Source organism: Cyclonatronum proteinivorum, assembly GCF_003353065.1.
Taxonomy (GTDB): domain Bacteria; phylum Bacteroidota; class Rhodothermia; order Balneolales; family Cyclonatronaceae; genus Cyclonatronum; species Cyclonatronum proteinivorum.
The window spans coordinates 2,087,811-2,110,287 of the sequence record NZ_CP027806.1; the positions used below are offsets into that span (position 1 = coordinate 2,087,811).

Annotated in this window: 16 protein-coding genes; 7 read left to right on the forward strand and 9 right to left on the reverse strand. The window is 53.1% G+C overall.

Annotated elements, in window-relative coordinates; translation table 11 throughout:
- The first annotated feature begins 237 nt into the window (after positions 1 to 237).
- The 4 genes from serS (at position 238) to CYPRO_RS08090 (ending at position 6,140) form a co-directional block, all read left to right on the forward strand.
- Positions 238 to 1,512: a serine--tRNA ligase gene (gene serS / locus CYPRO_RS08075; RefSeq protein ID WP_114984130.1), complete on the forward strand. Its 1,275-nt coding sequence runs from the start codon at positions 238 to 240 to the stop codon at positions 1,510 to 1,512.
- 86 nt (positions 1,513 to 1,598) lie between these two features.
- Positions 1,599 to 2,807 carry an aspartate aminotransferase family protein gene (locus CYPRO_RS08080; protein WP_114984131.1) on the forward strand — a complete coding sequence of 403 codons (1,209 nt, stop codon included), beginning with the start codon at positions 1,599 to 1,601 and terminating at the stop codon, positions 2,805 to 2,807.
- Positions 2,808 to 2,859: 52 nt separating this feature from the next.
- Positions 2,860 to 5,112 carry a S9 family peptidase gene (locus tag CYPRO_RS08085; RefSeq protein ID WP_240644864.1) on the forward strand — a complete coding sequence of 751 codons (2,253 nt, stop codon included), beginning with the start codon at positions 2,860 to 2,862 and terminating at the stop codon, positions 5,110 to 5,112.
- Positions 5,109 to 6,140 carry a Ppx/GppA phosphatase family protein gene (locus tag CYPRO_RS08090; protein ID WP_114984132.1) on the forward strand — a complete coding sequence of 344 codons (1,032 nt, stop codon included), beginning with the start codon at positions 5,109 to 5,111 and terminating at the stop codon, positions 6,138 to 6,140. The genes CYPRO_RS08085 and CYPRO_RS08090 overlap by 4 nt, the downstream gene beginning before the upstream one ends.
- Positions 6,141 to 6,474: 334 nt before the next feature.
- Here CYPRO_RS08090 and CYPRO_RS08095 read toward each other — a convergent pair whose 3' ends face one another.
- Positions 6,475 to 7,701, reverse strand: a complete 1,227-nt coding sequence (locus tag CYPRO_RS08095) for an MFS transporter (protein ID WP_114984133.1) — start codon at positions 7,699 to 7,701, stop codon at positions 6,475 to 6,477.
- Positions 7,702 to 7,791: 90 nt separating this feature from the next.
- Between CYPRO_RS08095 and CYPRO_RS08100 the strand changes: the two genes are divergently transcribed.
- The 3 genes from CYPRO_RS08100 to CYPRO_RS08110 all read left to right on the forward strand — a co-directional run bounded on the left by CYPRO_RS08100 (position 7,792) and on the right by CYPRO_RS08110 (position 10,647).
- On the forward strand, positions 7,792 to 8,127 hold the full coding sequence (locus CYPRO_RS08100; RefSeq protein ID WP_124245570.1) for a DUF6922 domain-containing protein: 336 nt from the start codon (positions 7,792 to 7,794) through the stop codon (positions 8,125 to 8,127).
- A 196-nt stretch (positions 8,128 to 8,323) separates the two neighbouring features.
- Complete coding sequence (locus tag CYPRO_RS08105) at positions 8,324 to 9,625, forward strand: glycerate kinase type-2 family protein (RefSeq protein ID WP_114984135.1); 1,302 nt, start codon at positions 8,324 to 8,326, stop codon at positions 9,623 to 9,625.
- Positions 9,622 to 10,647 carry a VWA domain-containing protein gene (locus tag CYPRO_RS08110; RefSeq protein ID WP_114984136.1) on the forward strand — a complete coding sequence of 342 codons (1,026 nt, stop codon included), beginning with the start codon at positions 9,622 to 9,624 and terminating at the stop codon, positions 10,645 to 10,647. Before CYPRO_RS08105 ends, CYPRO_RS08110 begins: the two co-directional genes overlap by 4 nt.
- Positions 10,648 to 10,951: 304 nt before the next feature.
- Here the strand turns inward: CYPRO_RS08110 and CYPRO_RS08115 are convergent, their stop codons facing one another.
- The 8 genes from CYPRO_RS08115 to CYPRO_RS08155 all read right to left on the reverse strand — a co-directional run bounded on the left by CYPRO_RS08115 (position 10,952) and on the right by CYPRO_RS08155 (position 22,131).
- Positions 10,952 to 13,078 (reverse strand): vWA domain-containing protein, encoded by a 2,127-nt coding sequence (locus CYPRO_RS08115; RefSeq protein WP_114984137.1) that lies wholly within the window; start codon positions 13,076 to 13,078, stop codon positions 10,952 to 10,954.
- Between the two features lie 13 nt (positions 13,079 to 13,091).
- On the reverse strand, positions 13,092 to 14,084 hold the full coding sequence (locus CYPRO_RS08120; RefSeq protein WP_114984138.1) for an AAA family ATPase: 993 nt from the start codon (positions 14,082 to 14,084) through the stop codon (positions 13,092 to 13,094).
- 129 nt (positions 14,085 to 14,213) lie between these two features.
- A complete protein-coding gene (locus CYPRO_RS08125; RefSeq protein ID WP_114984139.1) occupies positions 14,214 to 15,566 on the reverse strand; it encodes a peptidylprolyl isomerase in 1,353 nt (450 codons plus the stop codon).
- Positions 15,567 to 15,582: 16 nt separating this feature from the next.
- Positions 15,583 to 16,434, reverse strand: a complete 852-nt coding sequence (locus CYPRO_RS08130) for a hypothetical protein (protein ID WP_114984140.1) — start codon at positions 16,432 to 16,434, stop codon at positions 15,583 to 15,585.
- A 34-nt stretch (positions 16,435 to 16,468) separates the two neighbouring features.
- The gene (locus CYPRO_RS08135; protein WP_114984141.1) at positions 16,469 to 18,463 is read right to left on the reverse strand and encodes a peptidylprolyl isomerase; all 1,995 of its coding nucleotides are present in this window, start codon (positions 18,461 to 18,463) and stop codon (positions 16,469 to 16,471) included.
- 236 nt (positions 18,464 to 18,699) lie between these two features.
- The gene (locus CYPRO_RS08140) at positions 18,700 to 20,031 is read right to left on the reverse strand and encodes a NupC/NupG family nucleoside CNT transporter (RefSeq protein WP_114984142.1); all 1,332 of its coding nucleotides are present in this window, start codon (positions 20,029 to 20,031) and stop codon (positions 18,700 to 18,702) included.
- A gap of 23 nt (positions 20,032 to 20,054) precedes the next feature.
- Positions 20,055 to 20,708, reverse strand: a complete 654-nt coding sequence (locus tag CYPRO_RS08145; protein WP_114984143.1) for a thymidine kinase — start codon at positions 20,706 to 20,708, stop codon at positions 20,055 to 20,057.
- Between the two features lie 478 nt (positions 20,709 to 21,186).
- Positions 21,187 to 22,131 carry a helix-turn-helix domain-containing protein gene (locus tag CYPRO_RS08155; protein WP_114984145.1) on the reverse strand — a complete coding sequence of 315 codons (945 nt, stop codon included), beginning with the start codon at positions 22,129 to 22,131 and terminating at the stop codon, positions 21,187 to 21,189.
- Between the last annotated feature and the right edge of the window lie 346 nt (positions 22,132 to 22,477).

Here is a 22,477-nt window from a genome sequence, read left to right on the forward strand (position 1 = left end):
AACGCACGGCGTAAATCGAGTTTTAGATGTCTGTACTGTAAGGATTGGTATTTCAGCGGTTTCCCAACAGAAAAAATTTCTGTAACGGTAAGTGCGTCGGTTTCGGGACTGATTCACATGGATACGGGAAAAATGCGTCTTGAAAAATCAAAGCCGTTTGTGGCGTCGGGATTCCGTATTTTTGGGGCTGTTTGAACAAATCATGCTAATTCATAAACTAATCAGAGATTAGACTTCATGTTAGATATTGCTGTAATTAAGGAACAGCCGGAACGAGTAAAAACGGCTATGCTTAACAAGGGAGAAGCCGATACGGCGGTGGTTGATACGTTGCTGGATACCGATAAAAACTGGCGCGAAGCTGTGAAAGAGCTGGATCATTTGCGGAGTGAGAGCAACAGGAAGGCCAAAATGATCGGCGCGCTGATGGCCAAAGGTCAGAAAACGGAGGCGCAGGCTATTATTAAGGAGACCGGAGAAATGAAGGCCGCGATTAAGGGTCTGGAGGACAAGGAGAAAATGCTGCGGGAACAGCGGTTTGGCCTGATGCTGCGCATCCCGAATATTCCGCACGAGAGTGTACCGGTCGGCAAAACCGAGAACGACAACATCGAGGCTTTCCGGCACGGGGAGCTGCGCACCGAGGATTGGGTGAAGCCGCACTGGGAGCTGACTGCTGAGCACGGCTGGATTGATTTTGAGCGCGGCGTGAAGGTCACCGGCGCGGGTTTCCCGTTTTACAAAGGCCCTGCGGCCCGCCTGCAGCGCGCGCTGATCAACTATTTTATTGATACGGCAACCGAGCGCGGCTATACCGAGCTGATGGCGCCGTTCATGGTGAACGAAGATTCTGCCCGCGGTACCGGTCAGATTCCCGACAAAGAGGACATGATGTACACGGTGCCGCGCGACGGCTTTTTTATGATTCCGACCGCTGAGGTGCCGGTTTCTAATTTTCACCGGGATGAGATTTTTGAGCTGAAATCCCTGCCCGTAAAGTATGTCTGCTACACGCCCTGCTGGCGCCGCGAGGCGGGTTCCTACGGGAAGGATGTGCGGGGACTGAACCGGCTGCATCAGTTTGATAAGGTCGAGCTGGTAAAGTTTGTGAAGCCGGACACATCCTACGATGAGCTGGAAAGCCTGCGGGAGGACGCAGAGTTTCTGCTTCAGGCCCTCGGACTCAGCTACCGTCGCCTGCTGATGTGTACCGGCGATATGGGTTTTACGCAAACCAAAAAATACGATCTCGAGGTCTGGAGCCCCGGTCAGCAGCGCTGGCTGGAGGTGAGCTCCTGCTCCAATTTTGAAGGCTTTCAGGCGCGCCGGATGATGGTGCGTTACCGTGATGAAAAGGGCAACATCGAAACCCTGCACACCCTGAACGGCTCCGGACTCGCGCTGCCCCGCGTGATGGCGGCGATCCTGGAAGAATATCAGCTGCCCAGCGGCAAGCTTCGCGTGCCGGAGGTGCTGAAGCCTTATCTCGGCGGCGCGGAAGAGCTGGGCTGATCCATTATTGTTAATAACAGAGTTAACTGCATGGTGTCATTTATTGGCATCATGCCTGATTTTTGTCACACCTACTTGCAGTACACATGCTGAATCCAAATGAAGTCCTGTCGGCGCGCGATGCCTTTTTCCGTCACGTAGCGCTGACCAGCGACGCGCCTATGGGCATCGAAATTGACTATGCCGAGGGGCCTTTTTTTTACGACACCAACGGCCGCCGCTACACCGATTTTATCTCCGGGATTGCGGTCAGCACGCTGGGGCATCGCCATCCGGTGGTGCTCGACGCGCTGCGGTCGCAGCTCGACCGGCACCTGCATGTGATGGTGTACGGGGAGTTTATTCAGCGTCCGCAGTCGGATTTCGCGCGGCTGCTGACGTCAGTTCTGCCCGAAAGCCTGGACCGGATTTACTTTGTGAACAGCGGCACCGAGGCCAACGAAGGCGCGCTCAAGCTGGCCAAGAAACATACGGGACGCAGCAAGCTCATCGCCTTCCGGAACAGCTATCATGGCGACACGCATGGTTCGCTGAGCGTAACCGGCCGCGATGTGTACCGCGATCCGTACCTGCCGCTGCTGCCGGATGTGCATTTCTTCGACTTCAACGACCCTGCCGTTTTTGAGGCTTTTGACTCAGAAACGGCTGCGGTCATTCTCGAACCGATTCAGGGGGAGGGCGGCATCATCCCGGCGAAAAAAGCCTGGCTCCAAAGCGTGCGGGAAGCCTGCACCAAGGCCGGGGCCTGCCTCATTTTTGATGAAATCCAGAGCGGATTCGGACGCACGGGGCGTCTTTTTGCTTTCGAGCATTACGGCGTCGTGCCGGACATCCTGTGCATGGCCAAGGCCATGGGCGGAGGCATGCCGGTTGGCGGCTTCGCGGCGTCATCCCGCCTGTTTGAAGCTTTTATGTATGATCCGCCGCTGAATCACGTCACGACTTTCGGCGGGCACCCGATGAGCTGTGCTGCGGGTCATGCGGCGCTTCAGTTCACGCTTGAAAACAAATTGTGGGAGCGGGCGCCATCCATCGAGAAACAAATCCGCGAAGGACTTGACCTGCCCGGCGTTGTTGAAATCCGGGGCAGGGGTGCCATGCTCGGTCTCGTGCTGCCGGATTTTGACACTACCCGCGCGGTCGTTGAGCGCTGCCTGGCACACGGCCTGCTTCTTGGCTGGACACTGCACTCCAACACGCTGGTCCGCCTCGCACCACCGCTCATCATCGAAGATGAAGTGCTGCAGGACGCTATAGCTATTCTTCGGGAAAGCATTCTTGCGTGCCAGTCCTGAAATCATTTATGACAATACTTTGTCACACCTTCCATTCAAAAAATATTCGCTCATGTATGCTCCCCTTCGCTTAGCCGGACTTCTTATTTTGTTCGTTGTGATGCAGCCATTTACCGGACTTGCGCAATCCCAAACGCAGGATTTGCAGCGGTACGCATCGTTGCAGCAGGCGCTTTTCAGTGCCGGAAACCTGTCAGGCGGTAATGGTCCGGCCTCGGTGAACTGGATTGCCGGTGGCGACCGCTTTTCGTACATGACCCGCAACGCGGAAACCGGTCTGAGCGAAATTTACACCTTCGATCCGGCAACGGGTGAAGATGTGCTGGTTTTTGACGGCTCGGCTGTGACCTTCCCCGGCAGCGAAGTGCCGTTTGCGTTCCGCTCCTTTCAGTGGTCGGATGACGCCCGTTTTATCATCTTCCAAACCAATTTCGAACCGATTTACCGATACTCCGGCACGGCCGATTACTTCTACTATGCGCTGGAAGATCAGTCCCTCGAGCTCGTCGCCTCCCGTGCCTTCACCGCGGAGCTTTCTCCGGACGGCATCAAGGTCGCCTATCACAAGGACGGCAATATGTTCGTGTATGATCTGCTGACCCAAACCGAGCGTCAGCTGACCTTCGGCGATGAGGAGAATGTATTTTACGGCCGCTTCGGCTGGGTCTATGAAGAGGAGTTTGGTCTGGTGCAGGCCTGGAAATGGTCGCATGACAGCCGCTACCTGGCCTTCTGGAAATCCGATGAGCGGGAGGTGCCGCTGTTCCGCACGACCGATTTCGAGGGCACGCATCCCGAGTGGTTTGAGATTCCGTTTCCTAAAGTTGGAGATACCAACCCTACAGTCGAAATTGGGGTGATTGATATCAGCAGCGGAGAGCTGAGCTGGATGGATCTGGATTTGCAGGATGGCCTGGTGCCCCGGATTTACTGGACGGCTGATCCCGAAAAACTGGCGGTAACGACCATGAACCGCGCACAGACGGAACTCAGCGTGTACCTGAAGGATGTCCGCACCGGAACCGGTCCCCGCGTGATGCATGAGCAAGGCGAGGCCTGGATAGATGTGTTCGATTTCTTCGCGGGCATTGACGACTACTTTTTCTTCCCGCAGGAAACCGAGAGTTTTTTCTGGATTTCGGACCGTGACGGCTGGAAGCATTTGTATCATTACAGCTACACCGGCGAACTGATCCGGCAGGTGACCTCCGGCGATTGGCAGGTGACTTTTGTGCACGCGGTCGACCCCGAAAATGAGATCATCTATTTTACCTCGACCGAAGTTTCGCCCCTTGAGCGTCACCTGTACCGTATCGGTTTCGACGGCAGCGGGAAAGAGCGACTCACGGAGGTGCCGGGACGTCACCGCGTGGATATGGGTCCGAACGGGCGCTACTTCATCGACCGCTACTCCAACACCGAACTGCCGCGTCAGGTTGAACTTTGGGGCACAGCCCCGCTCCGCATGATTCAGAAGCTGGAGGACAATGCCGGCGTGTTGCGTTTTTTGGAGCAGTTTGAATATGCCCCGCGTCAGCTTTTCAGCTTTGAGACATCAGAAGGGGTGCCGCTGGACGGCTACCTGATTCTCCCGCCGGACTTCGACGAAAGCCAAAGCTATCCGCTGTTGCTCAGCGTCTATGGCGGCCCGAGTGCGCAGGGCGTGTACAACGAGTTTGAGACCAACGGCTTTTCGCAGTATTTGGCGCAGCAGGGCTATGTAATAGCGAACGTGAACAACCGGGGCAGCGGCGGCTACGGGCGCGACTTTGAAAAGAGCGTGTTCCTGCAGCTGGGGCTACTCGAAGCCCGGGATTTTGCGGAAACCGCGCGCTGGCTTTCCGAAAATCATGACTGGATTGATGGTGACCGCATGGCGATATATGGTCACAGCTATGGCGGCTATGTGAGCGCGCTCACGATGGCGCTGGAGCCCGGCGTGTTTCAGAGCGCAATTGTGGCCGCACCGGTCACGGACTGGCGCCTCTACGACACCATCTACACCGAGCGCTACATGGGGCTGCTGGATGAAAATCTGGAAGGCTACATCCAAAGCTCAGTCATGACGCATGTGTCCAACATCGAAGGTCAGCTGTTGCTCGTGCACTCAGCCATGGACGAGAACGTCCATCTTCAGAACACCATGCAGCTGGTAACCGCGCTCATCAATGCCGGCAAGGATGCCGATCTGCGGATTTATCCGCCGGGTAACCATAGTGTGGCATTTAACCTGCCGAGCTATCTGCTGCTTTACGAAACCTATTTTGACTTTTTGGAGCGCACCATCGGAGGCCGTTCACGATGAGCGCGGGCGCAGATCTTACCTTTCGTGCCGCGATTGACATCGGCACCAACACGGTGCTGCTGCTGATCGCGGAAGAACAGTCTGACGGGCGACTGCGCGTGATCAGGGAAGAGCAACGCATTCCACGGCTGGGCCGCGGCGTTGACCGCGACCGCAGGCTTCACCCGGAGAGTATGGGGCGTGTCATCAAAGTGCTTCGGGAGTACCGCGAACTGATCGGCGTTGCGCAGGCCCGCTACGGACTTGAAGGGCAAGCCGTAATGCCTGTCGTAACGGCTACCTCCGCCGTGCGGGATGCGCAAAACCGCCAGGATTTTCTGGAGGAGGTCAAAGCTCAGACCGGTTGGGAAATCCGGCTGCTCTCGGGGGAAGAGGAGGCGTCTGCGACCTATCGCGGCGCCCTGCGCGTGCTCCCGGCTACAGCGGCCCAAAAAGCAACGCACGCGCTCGTGCTTGATATTGGCGGCGGCAGCACTGAAGCCGCGTTCGGCCCTTTCGATTTCTCCGGAGCGCCCGAAATGTTCCGCTCCGTTGACGCCGGCTGCGTCCGCTTCACAGAGCGCTACCTTCAACCCGAAGCCTCAGCCGACGACAAAAGCTACCCGGAATCCGGCTACTGTCCGACACCGCAGCAAATTGAAGCCTGCCGCGAAGCCATAGCCGACGCCCTTCAGCCCATGGCACCGGTAAAACAGTCACTGCAAGCGGCCAAACAGGCCGGAAAAACCAGCATCATGGCGGGCGTTGCGGGCACGGTCATAAGTCTTGCATTCATGGAACTCGGCCTCGACGACTACAGTGCAACGGCCATCAACGGCAACCGCATCAGCCTTGAACAGCTTCAGCACCGGATTGCGTGGGCTTCATCCAAAACACCCGCAGAAATGGAGCACGCCTTCCCCACCGTGATGGAAGGCCGCGCGGACATTGTGCTCAGCGGACTGCTCATTCTGCAGGAGGCGATGCGGTATTTCGGCTTTGATCAGCTGCTGGTCTCAACCGGCGGGATACGGCACGGGGTAGTCTGAAAGTTAGAAGTAAGCAAGGCCACTTGATCTGACATCCAAATCTGAACCGCACATCAGGGGCAGTTCGAAGGTTTTTATTTTTTGGGAAAACTTCCAGAGCATCAGGGGCTCAGAGACAGACTTGAAAACCCCAAAGCGAAGATGAAGGCGTTGCTTTTTTGTCTCCATCAGCATGTTCAGGCAGGCTCAGCCAGAATATGCTGATGAATGGTCTTTAACCCGCATTATTTCACGACGAACAAATTTCTTTGTGAACTTTGCGGGCTACCTGAACCGGGAAGCAAGCCAAAACAATGCTGAATGATGTTAGAGCCAAAACCCAAAAAATTAGCAATTAATCCAGTGCATCGCGGTCGTAGGTGCGCATCGCAGCTACGAAGCTGAAGACTGCGATGGTCGCACAGACCACAATTAGTGAAAAGACGGCCTGAGAAGCGGCATAGGGACCTTCAAACACTTGATCCATCAGGAAACCGGCAACCGGCGGACCGAGTCCGAACCCGGCAATACTGATCACAAACAGATACAGTCCGCCGGCAAGTGCCCTTTGGTTGGGCTTCACCATGAACTGAATCAGGGCAGCAGCAACGCCGTTGAAGGAAGATGAAAAAAGAACCGCGCCACCAAGCAGGAGCAGGGCGGAGAAGCCGTCATCCGCAAAAAGTCCCATACCATAAAGCGGAACCGCGCCAACAGCGGGAATGATACCCGCCCAAAAGCGCCAGGCCTTTTTTTTCAGGGCAAGGTAGTCGGCGAGCTGCCCCATCAGGATTACGGTGCCGGCCACCCCAAACTGAAACCAGCCATAATGCCGGATGAGATCGGGCCTGTCGAATACATCCACGAAAATGGTACTCACAAAAGCCAGCACCGTATAGCCGATAGCAGCCAGCATGGCAAAACCAAGCAAATGCAGCTGAATGGTCCGCTTCGCAAGCATTTCCCGAAGATTAGCAAAGGTGTCGCCGATAAAGGTTCCCGAAACGACTTTGTTAGCCCGAGCATCGCGGATGAAAAACCAGGCAACCGGCGCGAGAAAAAGTCCGGGAAGTCCGACGACGATCATAGCCGTCTGCCAGTCGGCGTTTTGCGCAACGGTACCGCCAACGAGAAAGGACAAACCGATGCCGATAAAAATACCGGCAGCATAAACCGAAAAAACACTTGCCCGCTTTTCGGGTCGAAAGGTTTCAGCAAGCAGGGCATAGGCCGCAGGACCAAGCATCGCCTGACTCACGCCCAAAATAAGGCGATAAAAAACCAGCAGCGCAAAAGAAGCCGCAAAGCCGCTGAGCACGGTCACCAGGCTCCAGGTAAACACGGCAATGGCAATCATCTTCCGGCGAGACCACTGATCCGCCAGCCGTCCCATCGGAATACCCGCAAAGGCATAGATAAGCGAGAAAGCCGTACCATAGAGCAGGCCGATTTGCACATTGGTCAGCTCGAAATATCCCCTGATCTGCGGAGCCAGCACGGCCACAATTTGCCGGTCCACAAAACTAAGGACATAAATGGCAAACAAAATAAAGAGCAGCCAGAATGAATAGCGTTTAAACATCAGAATATCAGAAATTTGTAGGCTTAATGAAGGGGCTGAATATACTGAAATTGAGCGAATAAATGGGTATTTTGGGCTTATTCATTATTAGTGGAACAAAATGAAATGTCAGAAGAAAAAACCTGTCCCAAAACGTACCTTGCATCCCTAAGCCCGACGCTTTTTTGGGATATTGATCGTTCAAAACTTGACGCAGAACAGTCAAAGCGACTTATAATTGAGCGGGTGTTTACAAGGGGAAGCCTTGATGACCTAAGGGCAACCATTGCATGGTATAGCAAAGAGCAGGCCGGAGAAGTGCTCACCAAATTGAATTACCCGGACCCGAAAACACTCAATCTTGCAAGCATAATTCTTGATATCCCCAAAGAAAAATTCAAATATTACACTACCACACCTTCGAAAGAGAGACATTGGAAATCATAGAAATGGTTTGCAGTATTACATAGTCACATTGATAGTTTCAATTTCAGTAAGATTAAAGGCGAAAAAAGTACAAATTCTGTGATAAGAAATGAGAATCTGAAACGAAAAATGCTGCACAAGATTCACAGCCCCATTTGCCCTTAATCATTCTCTTTTATAGATTGGAAGCAACTATTTCAAACACAAATAATCAGCTATGGACGCATTAAGAGAGACCGCCCTTCGCATTTTGCGGAAAACACTTGCCGGAATGGCCCCCGATAAACTCGTTGTCAAATCTGTTACTAAAGACGAAGAACAGGGTACTATAAAATTTGGAGATTCTCAGGCTTTCAGTCTTGATACGCCGGTTTACGTGCTTGGGGCAGGCAAGGCCGCGGCCGCCATGGCACAGGGCCTGCACGATGTGCTCGGTTCCCAAATTCGTGACGGCCTTGTCATCGCTCCGACCGCCGTTGCCGCCGAAACCAGCAGGATTGGTGCCATTCAGGTTTTTCCCGGCAGTCACCCGCAGCCGGATGAAGATACCATTGCCTCAACCCTTGAGCTGCTCAGCGTAGCCCGAAGTATACCGAAAGATGCCCTTACCGTTGTACTGATTTCCGGCGGAGCTTCAGCGCTTTTGGAGCTTCCGGCAGGTAAGCTCACGCTCGAGCAGCTGCGTGACGTGTATCATGAGCTTCTCCGCAGCGGTGCCCCCATTCAGGAAATGAACACCGTCCGAAAACAGCTTTCCGCCGTCAAGGGAGGTCAATTATTGCAACATATTTCATCAGACAAGGTCGTATCCCTGTTGATTTCAGACGTGCCCGGTGATGATCCGGCCTTCATCGCAAGCGGGCCCACAACCCCCGACAGCACAAGCGCCCAGGATGCACTTGCCGTACTCAAGAAATATGGTCTCGACGTAAAAATCCCGCCCGAAGTGCTTGCTTATCTGCATGAAGTTTCTCAAGACGCAAAGCCAGCTTTTGAAGGGTACCATCATGTTGAAATCGTGGGCTCATCCGGAATTTTTGCAAAAGAAGCCGAACAGCACTGTCAGGCGGAAGAGTTCGAGACCTGGATTGATCCGCAGCAGTATGATGCACCCATCGAAGAAGTCGCGGATTACATCATCGAACAGGTCAGAACAAACCGCAAACGCACCCGCGAAGCATTTTTATTTCACGGGGAAAGCACCGTGCAGGTCAGCGGTGACGGCAAAGGCGGACGCAATCAGCACCTTGCCCTTTTGCTTGCGACCAAAATCACCCGGCGTAAACGCACGCTTGTGATGAGCGTCGGAACCGACGGAGGCGATGGAAATACAGATGTAGCCGGCGCATTTGCGGCTCCTGATTCCGTCGCGAGGGCGGAAGCCATCGGAGTATCTGAGCAGAAGCACCTGGCAGAATTCGACGCATATCACTTTTTCAAGTCGCTCGGCGACCTTATTTTCACAGGACCAACCGGTAACAATGTGATGGACTTCCAGCTTATTCTTATTGACTCATGATTTGGGAACACCCAAGCCTGCTCTTCCTGCTCATTTTACCCGTGCTTTTTGCGGCACTGAGCTACTTTTTTGGTAAATGGCGTCAGAAAAAGCTCCGGGCATTTTTTTCGGATGAAATGCTTCGCCGTCTCAGTAATCCCGTATGGAGCCGCGGGCGTACTGCCCGCACTATTTTGCTTTATTTGGGCATAACGCTGCTGGTCATTGGCGCAGCCGGGCCCAAGATAGGGAGCGAAATCCGCGAAATCAGCCGGGAAGGGGTTGATCTGATTATCGCACTCGACGTCTCCCGCAGCATGCAGGCACAGGATATACGACCCTCCAGGCTGGATAAGGCCAAATTTGAAATCTCGAGTCTGATCGACCGGCTGCAGGGCGATCGGGTCGGACTCATCCTCTTTACCAATACGGCCTTCCTTCAATGCCCGCTCACGACTGATTATTCCGCTTTCCGGATGTATCTCGATCTCGCTTCTACCGATCAGCTGCCCTTTCCCGGAACGGATTTTAATGCGCCGCTGCAATTAGCGCGGGATACCTTCAGAAGCAGGACCCGTCAGGAGCAGCAGGCAGCTCAGGTTCTGCTTTTTATTTCGGATGGCGAAGACCACAGCCCCAGCATTGAGTTCACCCTCAATCAGCTCATTAACGACGGCGTTTTCGTGTACACCGTTGGCATTGGAACCCAAGCCGGGGCACCTATTCCCATTTATAATCAGGCCGGTCAGTTTACCGGCAATCATGTCGACCGGGATGGTCGGGAAGTGATTTCAAGACTTGAACCCGATCTGCTGCGCGAAATGGCACAGGCCGGACGCGGCGTGTACTATGAAATCCGGCGCGGTGCCGACCGTATCGACGGATTTACGGCACAGCTCGTTGACCTTGAGCGCAGAGAATTTGCGACAGAGCAATTCTCCGATTATGCCAACCGCTACCAATGGCCGGCCGCAGCAGGGCTGCTGTTCCTGCTTGTTTCTTTTATGATTCCCGTTTATAAACCGGTTAAGATAGAACGCTGACAGATAACTGCACTTTTCGGAAACCGGCTCTTTTTACTCTGCTTGCAGTTCGTGCCCGTTCGTCCTATTCAGTCTGCGTTCAGGCGACGAACGATCACACTGTGGCACTTTTCACTAAAAAAAAGCAACGCACTTATCTTCGCTTTGGGGGTTTTCAATCTATCACGGAGGCCTTGATGTTCTCTGAGTTTACCCAAAAAATAAAAAGGCCAGACATGTTTGTGTGGCCGGTTGCAGGGGGTGGTGCGGGGTGAAAGTGGCGCGTAAGTGTTTTTCGCAGGGGTGTTGCGGAAGCGGGTCGCTTTTAGGGCATGGTGTAGATTTTGCGGATGGTCCATTCGCAGCCGATGAGGAGGATGACGAGTAGAAACCACCAGTAGCTGTGGTGGGCCCGTGTGGCTACGGTGAAGGTTTCTGTGCGGAAGGTGCCGAAGCCTTTGTCGCGCAGGAGGTTTGGGATTTGGGCGGCCTGTTCATGGGTGACGAATGCGCCGCCGGTGCTTTCGGCGATGAAGCGCAGAAGTTCGTCGCGGCGGATGGTGTCGGTGAGTTCTAAAATACTTTCGTTTACGGTGAAGGAGCCTTGTACCTGATCCAGTTCGCGGGTGCCGCGCAGGGCGGTTGCTTCGTAGGTGTAGGTGCCGGCAGGCAAGGGGCGGGTTTCGAGGCGGAAGCGTCCGCTGCCGATGCTGCGCATGATAAAGGATTGGGTTTCAATCTGATCGCTGCTGAGGCTGACCTGAACGCTTGCTTCGTTGTCGGGCAGGCCGGTTTCTGTGACGACTGCGGCGCGGAAGGTGATGGCTTCGCCTTCATCAAAGCTGTTTCGGGAGGGTGCAAATTCCAAAAGCCCTTCGCTTACGCCGGTACTCGCCCATTTGATGAGGTTGTTTTTGAGCTCAGCCCGGAAATCCCGGTATTCGGACTGTGTGGATTGCTGCCAGCGGAACCAGTTCCATGCGTTGACCATGCCTACGCGGTAGTTGCCGAGCTGTTGTATGGAAAGGAGGGGGGCGCCGGTTGTGTCGTTGCGGAAGTTGGTGAGGAGGAGGTCCCGTGCGGCGGCGGCTGAGTTGTAGTTCCTAACCGGACCCCGAAGCTCGGGACCCCGTGTGAGGTTGAGTGGCAGCTGAAAGTCGAAGATGGGGTGATCCTGCTCGGCCGGGTTTACGGATGGGGAGATGGTGCCGATGGGGGTGTTGCCCTGCCGTCGGATGGGCGCGAGGTTGTTGGTGGCTGCCGTCATGTTTTCCAGATCGGTACCGGGCAGGGTGAAAAAGAGAACGTTGGTCTGTGAAGCGAGGCTCATGACTTTTTCCCGGAGGCTGTTGGGCAGCTGCCTGTGAGGGAATCCGTGGAGGATGATCAGATCGAGGGTGTCGGCATTTGCCGGGAGGGCGCCGCTGCCGCCTACGAAACCGGAACCGCCGGTCCAGGTCATGTAGCTGCTTTGAATGCTCTCGTCCGTGACCAGTAACTGACGCAGGGCACCTACATCGGGGTGAACTTCGAAGGCAAGGTGCAGGATACGCAGCTGATCGTCCTGCACGTCAACTGTAAAGGCATAGGAGTTGTTGGCCGCAGTCCATTCGCCTTCAAGTTCAGGGATTTCAATGCGGAAGCGTTCGGTGCCTTCTTCGTCGAAATCAACTTCGAAATCGACCTGATGGGCAGATCTTGCTTCTGTGGTTTGGATGGTTTGTACTTCCGCAAGCTGATTGTTCCGGAATAAGCGGACTTCGATGGAGCGGTCCGGAAAGCCATCGTTGAGTACTTCCGCACGTATGAGGCCGGTGGCGTTCACGAATGCCGTGCTGTTGTAGATGACGTTTCGAACAAGGACATCCCTGACCTGCGAGGTGTCGCCGATGGCTACAGTAAATACGGGCACGTCCAGGCGCTCTGCGGCTCTTGTGGGATCAAGTCCGCGGTTAAAAATTCCGTCGGTTACGAGAATTAGAGCGTCCATTTCGCCGGAAGCCTGATTGAGGCTGTTCAGGGAGCGGTTGATGTCCGTAACGCTGCCGGTGAGCGGGAGCTCCTGCGGATCGCTTTCGAAAAGGTCTGCGTCGAAGCCAAATGTGTTGAACCGAATGGTTGAGGTATCGGCAAGGCCGAGCTGATCAACGACTTGCCAAAAGTTCTCTTCTCCCTGCCAGTCGCCTTTTTCGATGGTTACGCTGCGGGAGTTATCAAGCATGACCGCGATTTCCTGTTTATGCTCGCGCTCGTCCGTGAATTCATACACCGGGTTAAACAGCAACAGGAGTAACAGGAACAGGGCTGAAGCCCTTAGCGTGGTGGCTGTCCATCGTGCGCCGGCAGGTAATTGGGTGTTTCCGGAGTAGGTCCACCAGCCTGCAGCTGCCGAAAACAGGATGGCAAGCGCCAGAAGTAATATGGCAAGGTCGGAGTCAAAACCGGAAATCATCAGCGGATCAGGATCAGGCTTCTTTGAGAATTCTGTTGATCAGGTCTTCGGCCTTTATGCCTTCGGCTTCAGCGGCATAGTTGTTCACAATGCGATGTCGCAGCACGGGTATGGCAATGGCGTTGATGTCTTCTTCGGTAACATTGAAGCGGCCATCGGCCAGGGCACGGGTTTTGCCGCCGAGAATGAGGAACTGAGAAGCCCGCGGACCTGCGCCCCAGGTCATGTATTTGTTTACGAAATCCGGTGCATAGGAGGTGTTAGGGCGCGTCATGTTAACGATTTTCACAGCGTAGTTAAGCACGCTTTCCGGAACCGGCACCTGACGGGTGAGTTTCTGGAAGGCAATAATTTCTTCCGCAGACAAGATGGTTTTGACGGGGGTACTCAGGCCGCTTGTGGTGCGGCTCACAATTTCGATTTCTTCTTCAAAGCTGGGATAATCCAGCCAAAGGTTGAACATGAAGCGGTCGAGCTGTGCTTCCGGCAGGGGATAGGTGCCTTCCTGTTCAATCGGGTTTTGTGTGGCAAGTACGAAAAACGGACGATCGAGCTGATAGGTAGTTCCTGAAGCTGTGACGTGATATTCCTGCATGGCTTCAAGTAGGGCGGCCTGCGTTTTGGGCGGTGTCCGGTTGATCTCGTCTGCCAGAATGATGTTGGCAAATATGGGGCCTTTGAAAAATTTGAACTCTTTTTTTCCGCTTGCGACGTCCGAATCAATGATTTCTGTGCCGGTGATGTCACCGGGCATAAGGTCGGGGGTGAACTGAATGCGGTTGAAGCTGAGATTCAGGGACTCTGAAAGGGTTCGGATAAGGAGCGTTTTGGCTAAGCCGGGCACGCCGATCAGCACGCAGTGACCGCGGGAAAATAAGCTTATGAGCAAGTTGTCAACGATGTGTTGCTGCCCTACGACAACCTTGCCGATTTCAGTGCGAAGCTCATTAAAGACTTCATGAAAGCGTTTTGCCTGTGCGATGGTTTCTTTATCCTGGGATTGCATGCGGTGTTGTTAAGTTCAAGAAGTTCGCCTGAAGCGCACTCTGCGGGGTTGATGAATGGTTTGTAGTCAGATTTGTAAAAACTAAAGGAAACGGGCCATCATTCAGGGAATAATGACCCGTTGTAAATTTTAGCGGCTTGCCCGCGGGCTTGCTATGCGGTATTCAATAAACATATCTTCGCGGATGTTCTGAATCCACCGGCTGAGCTCGCGCATTTGTTTGTCCTGCAGGGCAATGTTGCGGATGATATCGTAATCAATGTCAAGATTTGCCACATGCTCCGGAATGCGGTTGTTGAGCCTGATGATGCGGAAAGCCGGCTGTCTGTTTTGTCCGCTTCTGAGCGTATAGCGGATGGGTTCGGTAATATCGCCTTCACCTTCAAGGTTGATGATGGCGCGGTACAAGGCAGGTTCAAGTTCATCAACCGCAAGTCGTCGCTGACCGGTTTGCTGATTGATAATGCGACCGCCGGTTGGGGAGGTCTCAGGGTCTTCGGAGTGTCTGCGTGCCATTTGCGGGAAGGTCTTCCCGTGAACAAGCACACTGTCACGAATAGCTGTGAGGCGTTCGATGGCAAAGTTTTCGTCCACCTGTTCTTCCTGAACCTGAATCAGAATCTGATTGGTTTCAATCTGATCCCCGCTTCTGCGGTTCAGCCGGATGATGTGGAAACCGGCGTTGGTTCGTACAACCTGTGAGATGCCGCCGGGTTCTAAGGCTGAAGCGGCAGCGGCATACTCCGGTACGAGATCGCTGAGTGGCAGCATAGGGATAAGGCCGCCCCTGTTTGCACCCGGGCCACTGCTGTAGCGGCGGGCGAAGGTTTCGAAATCCGCGCCGTGGTTCAGGAGGGAATCGCGCAGGCTTTCTGCAAACTGACGTGCTGCGACTTCGGCTTCGTCAAACACGGGTGGAATGGCCACGATATGGGACAGCTCAACGGTTTCCGGAACTACGGGCAGCGAATCAGCGGGAATGCTGTTGAAGAAGGCCACGACTTCGGGTCTTGTGATACGCACGCTGCGAAGTTTCTGCTGCCGCAGCCGGTCTACCATCATATCCCGGCGGAAGCGGTCGCGATAGTCCGCACGGACCTGAATCAGGCTTTGTCCCATGGCCTGCTCGAGGGCCTGCTCACTGCCGGCCTGCCCGATGAGCTGCTGAATACGCTGATCCATCACGCGGTTGACTTCATCGGGTGTTACAACGATGGAGTCAATTTTGGCCTGTTCGTACATCACGTTATTATCAATGATGTTTTCCAGTACTTCAAACCAGAGTTCTTCTGAGAATTGCATGTCACGGCGGGCAGAGAGGATTTCGCCGATTTGTTCATCCACTTCTGATTTCAGAATAATCTGATCGTTTACCACCGCCACGATTTTATCCAGCACCTGACGCTGCTGTGCCTGTGCATTGGTAAAGGCTGCAGCGGTAAGTAAGAGTACAAAAGCGGTTAAAAAAAGTTGATTTCGCATGAAATTTATTTTGGGTTTAATCGAAGATGGTGATGGTGCCGTTGGCTTCTGCCTGTCGCAACAGGTTCTGACGAAGGGCTGATAGCTGATTCTGACGGCGTTCGGTCGTCAGCCATTGTTGAACCTGATCTAAGGTCCAATCCAGATCAGGTACGCTGCCGGCGTCCTGATTTTCAACCAGCTGCACAAAGTGGTATTGCCCGCCGATTTGCCGAATCGGGCTTACTTCGGTAAGCCCGATAACCCGCAGGAACTGCGCAAGTTCGGGTTCTTCTTCAAAGAGCGAGCTCAGCGGCAGGTAAAGCGCGGCGGTGCGGATAGAATACTCGGGATCGATTGCGTAATTTTGGGCGACCGTTTCCCATTCCACGCCCCGGAGCAACTCGTTGCGGGCATTATTGGCTTCACTAAACGTATTGGTGAACAGGTGATTTATCCGCACGTGTCGTTCATTGAGAATGAACTGTTCGCGGTGCATTTCATAAAAGTTGAATGCCTGTTCACGGCTCACATAGACGGCTTCGGTGCGGTCTTGGTAGGCTTCGGCCAAAAGCTCAACCATCAGCTGTCGCTCAAACCGGTCCATGGCTTCCTGAAAGGTAGGTAGCTGCTGAATGTTCATTCTCCGCGCTTCTTCTGCGAGAAGTTGTTCGAAGATCCACTGTTCCCGGTATCTTGATACAGCTGCAATGCTGTCTTCCCTAATGCTGCGTGGAGGAATATGACGCAGCGCTTTTTCAAGGAAAAGCTGTTCCCCGGCCGCCACAGCAATAATGGTTCCCTGTGGTTCAGTATCCTGGGATGCGCATGCTGTTAACAGCATGGTCAGGGAGGAGAAGAGGATAAAAAAGAGCGTCAGTCTGTTCATGTAAAGATGGCGTAGCGTGCCTGAAGCGGTAGCCTTACTGAATTACGTTGGTGTTTTCCAAAACTTCGCGCAAACGCTCAGGAAATGCAGTTACCTGAAAACGTTCGCTCAGGTAAGCATTCCATTCCTGTTCCCGAATGGGCTGAAAATCAGCCGAGACGCGCATAAAAGCTTCTTCGAAAGTCATGCGGCGCGGTTCCTTAATCTCCGCAAGATAAAGCATGGAAGGCCGGTTGCGGTATTCGAAAATTTCGGTAAAATCGCCTGCTTCCAGTCCCTGAAGGTGATCAAAGGGGAAGTCTGAAAGGTTGTTGATCATATCTGTTCTGAGAATCAGTCCGCTCACAGCTTCCCGCACTTCTTCAATAGCGACCCCGTGCCGGATTACTTCCTGTGCCTCGTGCAGCCGTTCTTCGGTGTCTGCGCTGATGCGGTAATAGCGGTAGCGGGTGCCAAAGCGGTAATTGTCGCGGTTGGCTTCAAATATTTCCTTCAGGCGGGTTGTATCCTGCGCCGCGTAGTTCCAGACCTGTCCTTCCACAAGACGGAAAACGGCGAGTCCTTCGTGATAGCGGTTGCTTAAATCGGCGAAGTCAGGGAACTCGGCTTTGGTTACGTCAACAATTACTTCTTCGGCCGCAAATTGCTTAAAGTCTTCAATCATGCCGTAGGAGAAAGGACCTTCACCGGTACCGTTAAGCTGTTGCATGAGGTAATCGTAAAATTCACCAAGGGTGAACGTGCGGTCGTGAATATCGTAAAGCGGAAGCGCCCGGTTTTCGGAGCTGAGCGCAACAGATGCGATGTGCCGGTTTTCAGTCTCATTCAGCTTTTGTTCGAAGAGGGCGAAGCTTTCTTCATGGAAGACTTCACCAGCTGACTGACGCACATTTTGCAGGGTAAAGGAGCGGTTTTCGCGGTAGCGGGGCAGGTTCCGGAGACGTTCGTAAAGTTCTTCGCGAAGCTGCTCTTCGTTCTGATAGGTACGGATGGAATCCAGACGCGCTATATGAATCCCATACTCACTTTCGAAAGGCTCACTCCATTCACCTTGCTCGGAAAGGCGGTTGATGTTTTCGAGAAACTGCGGCTGAAAGCGTGCAGGCTGAATCCAGCCGATGTTGCCGCCAGACTGCCGGGTGTCAGGATCTTCTGAAAAGGCCAGGGTCACGTCGTCCCATGGCTGACCTTCCTGAAGCTGCGTAAATGCTTTTTCGGCCCTTTCCATCGCGGACTCAGGCGTATTCTCGCCGCCTCTTGTGCGGAAATAGATGTGAGAGTAGCTGCGGTCAGGTACCGTTTCGCGAACTTCATACACGTGTACGATGTGGTAGCCAAAGCTTGTTCGAAAAGGCATGGATACTTCGCCGGGCTGCGTGCTGAAGGCGACATCTTCAAAAGGCTTCACAGCCCATCCGCCGGAAATAAACCCGAGGTCGCCACCCATACTCTGACCTCTCTGCCGGGTAGAAAAACGCTCCGCAAGCGTGTTGAAATCGGTATCGTCTTCCGGATCAAGGAAAATGTCGCGGGCTTCCATCAGCTGATTCCATGCTGCAAGGGTGTCCGCAGGGGAAGCGTCGGCGGAAACAGAAATAAGTATATGCGAAGTGCCGACTTCCGTTTTGCTGCGCGCTACGAGTTCATCCAGCAATTCTTCGCGGAAGCGCATTTCGAGCCAGTACGGGAAAACAGATTGCTTTTGGTACTGATTCAGTTCACGCAACACATCTTCATCTTCGAAATACCCTTCGGCCTTAGCAGCGGCAACGCGGGCTCTGTATATGAGATACATATCAAGGAACGCCATCATTTCTTCCTTGATTTCTTCCGGATCCTGTTCTTCCTGCAGCGGGGAGATGAAGAAACTTGACCTTAGTTCGGCAAAGGTAATCTCTCCTCCGTCAACTTTTCCGATTACAGCTTCTTCGGGTGAATCTTGCTGTCCGATATTGAGAATTGAGCAGGCGCCAAACAGGAGTGCTGCGGCAATGAAGGTGATTATTGATGCAAAACCGTTAGGTTTCATATATAGCTTTCTGTTTGTTGTTCTTTGGATGAATAAGTATGGGCGTCAAATTGATTAATCAATCAAAATAAGCAAAATTCGCGCGGCTTTGAAATATGCCCGACAAATCAATTCGCAACGCAAACGTGCTCTTCATGTTGTCTGCCGGCTTAGCTTTGTTGGTTAAAAATACAAAGCCCGTAAGGCGGGATATGAACGCGCTTACGGGCTTTGGAAAAGAGTTGGCAATACGCAGCTTAGTACAGCACTCCGGCAATGGTTGCGGTCATCATGTTGGCCAGGGTTCCGGCCATGACCGCGAGCAGTCCGAATTTGGCCAGGTCCGACTTCCGGCTTGGGGCAAGGCCCCCGATACCGCCAATCTGAATGGCAATGGATGAAAAGTTCGCGAAACCGCACAATGCAAAGGTTGCCATGAAAACCGTTCGTTCTTCAAGGGCGCCTTCCATCACGAACTGCGAGAGATCTATAAATGCAATAAACTCGGTGAGTACAATCTTAGTCCCGATCATAGATCCTACGTTTATGGCGTCGACCCATGGGACGCCAATTAAGAAGGCCAGCGGCGCGAAAATTATCCCTAAAATGCCCTGTATGGTAAAGTCGAAGTTCTCGGAAATGTTGTTGATGCCGGTTGCTTCACCGAAAATGCCGAGGAAATGGTTCATCAGTGCCAGAATAGCGATAAAAGCAAGGAGCATGGCCCCGACGTTAAGGGCCAGTTTAAGGCCTTCGGTTGCCCCTGATGAAGCGGCTTCGATACCGTTTGCGTCCGTTTTTTCTACCACAAGCTTAACTTCCCCGCGTGTGACCGGCTCTTCTGTTTCGGGATACAAAATTTTGGCAATAACCAGGGCTGCGGGGGCGGCCATTAGGCTTGCGCCAAGCAGCTGTTCGGCAAAGAGCTGCCGGCCGACTTCGAGTGCCAGTTCGTTGGCTTGCGCGTAGGCGTCGCCCAGCATTTGGATATAAGCCGCCATAATTCCGCCCGCAATGGTCGCCATCCCGCCGGTCATAACGGCAAGGAGTTCAGACTGCGTCATTTTTTCGATGTAGGGCTTTACGACAAGCGGGGCTTCGGTCTGACCCACAAAAATATTGGCAACGACAGACAGCGACTCCGCGCCCGAAGTTCCGAGCAGCTTTTGCATGCCCGTTGCCATGATTTTCACAATAAACTGCAGGATGCCGTAGTGATACAGCAATGTTGTGATGGAAGCGAAGAACACAATGGTTGGCAGTACCTGAAAGGCAAAGAAAAAGCCCAGGCTTTGTTCCATGCCCGGGCCAAAGGCGAGATCCCCGAAAATAAAGGCCGCTCCTTCAGTCGTAAATTCAAGCACAAGTACAAAGAAGGAAGATACCCAGCTAAAAAACAGTTTAGGCCAGCCAAGGGGGGCAAAAAATTCGGCAAGGTCGCTGCCCTTCAGAATGAAAACAGCAAGGGTGAGCTGAATGCTCAGGCCAATACCCACAAGTCGCCAGCTCACGGCCTTGCGGTTGTTGCTGAGGGCGTATGCAATTCCCAGAATTACAGCCATCCCGATAATACCGCGTATCAGTTCCATCAAACAGAATTTAGAAGGTTAAATTAATATTCAGCGTCAGGGGAGGTCTGTTCCTGTCCGGACGATTGCTGAGGCCGGAAGGGCCGGATTTCACGCCCCCGTTTTTGATCTACAGGCGGGCGGAAACAGTGTCGCGCCCTTGGTTCGTAGGCTTCCTTCTCCCCAACAAGCACGCGCTCATTGCTTTCGGAAATGCGTTGGGAGAAGTTGGCAATATAGCCGCTTTCCGCACAAATCGCGTGCAGTTTCGTCACATATTCGGCTATGGCAAGCAGATGGGGCATAGGTTCGAAGGGTCTGCCGAGGTAATCCATATCGAGACCGGCTATGATGACCCGTTTGCCGTCGTTGGCGAGGGTGTTGGCAACATCAACGAGCCGTTCGTCAAAAAACTGAGCTTCGTCTATGCAAACAACTTCTGCGTCGCCGGTCATGAGTACGATCTGATCGGCGGTATCGGCAACAATGCCGGGCAGCGCATTGGCATTGTGAGAAACAACCATCTCCTTTGCATAGCGGTTGTCGATGGCAGGCTTGACGATTACAACATGCTGACCCGCGATGTGCGCCCGCCGCGCCCTTCGGATGAGCTCTTCGGTTTTGCCGCTGAACATGCCGCCGCAAACAACTTCTATCCAGCCGATCCGGCGGTTGAGAATGGTTGGTTCATTAAACATGCCGCGAATGCCCGAAAAGGTTGAAAAGGACAAAGCGACGCTCCGCAGCAAAAGGAGCGCACGGGGCGATTAGCGGATGGGAAAAAGTAAAAGACACAATCAGATTTTGGTGACAGTGTAACAGAAAATGGAAAGCACCTAAAATGAGGTATCCCGCCTTAATAGTCAACGTGATAAATCACCCCTTAGGGAAAACGCAGGAACAGAACGCGCCTGTTCAATGAGCCCGATTGTTTTTGCAGTTTCTAATAGCCGGAATGCAGTTGGAAGCTTTTCAAACCGAGACGCAGTTGGTATCCCGGTAGTTTTTTATGTGCTTTTACCTTCGGCTGTGCAACCAAACCCCAAAAGCAAGGGGTTAATCTTTGATTTGGGAACTTATGAGCTGCCACGAAAGACCGTGATGTTCACGGAGTTTCCCCCAAAAAAACAGCTTCAGAATTGACGGCAGAGCCGGGTGCAGGGCTTGGTGCCGGGTTCACTGACCCGCATTTGATCCGGCCTGCAAAGCCTTTTTCATACGCACATATTGCTTGGGCGTGAGTCCGGTTTCTTTTTTGAAGGTTCGGATGAAGTGACTTACGCTTGAATACCCGAAAGAAAAGCTCACATCAGCGACCTGTGTGCCGGGCTGCAGCAGCATTTTTTTGGCTTGTCTGACACGGATTTCATTCAGATAATCCAGCGGACTTTGCCCCATTTCGGCCTTGAAGTGCCGGTAAAAGGACGATTTGCTCATGCAGGCCCTCTCCGCTACTTCTTCGATATTCCGGATTTTACCGGCGTTGTCGTGCATCCATGCAATAGCCATGCTTAGGCTGTCGGAGTTGCTGCGTTCTCTGAACTGTGAAAGCAGGAAGCCCCTTGACTGAGACTGCATCATGTGCACGACCAATTCCGTTGTGTTGATATCGACCAGGAAATCGCTGTTGGCATTGGACTCCGTGAAGAGATGAGAGAGCTTCTGTATTACAAGATCGACGGAGCGGTTGTTTGCAAAATGGATGAAGCCTTTTTCGTCATAGCTCCATTCGCTGTGTTCCGGCAGTTTGGGGCATTGCTCATTCATCAGATCCGCTACCTGCCGGATTTTGGTTACCGGAATTTCAAGGGTAATGCAGCTTGTGGGCTCCTTGAAGCGGGCGTCCGGAAAATCGATGTGTATGGTCTGATTGGGATGGAGTACCAGCGATTCCCCGGGCAGGAAGTCGAAGCTGTCCTGTTCGGGAATGTGGATAATTTTTCGCCCCGTAACCATCCCGCAGAACATCACAGAAGGGGCATGCAGCTCAACCCGCTCTGCCGGCTGATAGGTGTCGTAGATTGAAAACAGGGCTTCGGTGCCGGCATAAGTTGTGCGGTTTTCGACCAGTTTTTCAGGTTTCCGGTTACGAAAATCCGGGATGAGTGCTTGTTGTTGCATAATGATGTGTTTTGAATACGACCGCCCGTTATGGCGCGGTTTGGGTGCCGTAAAAACCGGTACCTTTACGAAAGCGGGAAAAGAAAGAAGTAATGAACTGGTGTACCTGTGCAGACCCGGCGTTCTGCCGGCTGCAGTGAAAGTTGAACAACCTTAAAACCGCTTACATGAGCTAATGTTCTGAAAGTAATGAATTTAAATGAATTACCGAATTAAAACGGATGTGGTGCCAGGCTTGAAGTAAGCGCTTTCGGTTGGCATTAAATGCAGGATAGGGTTATATTACTTGTTGCTTTGTAAACAGTCATTATTTCGCCTAATGCAGGATAATAGCGCCTGATGTACA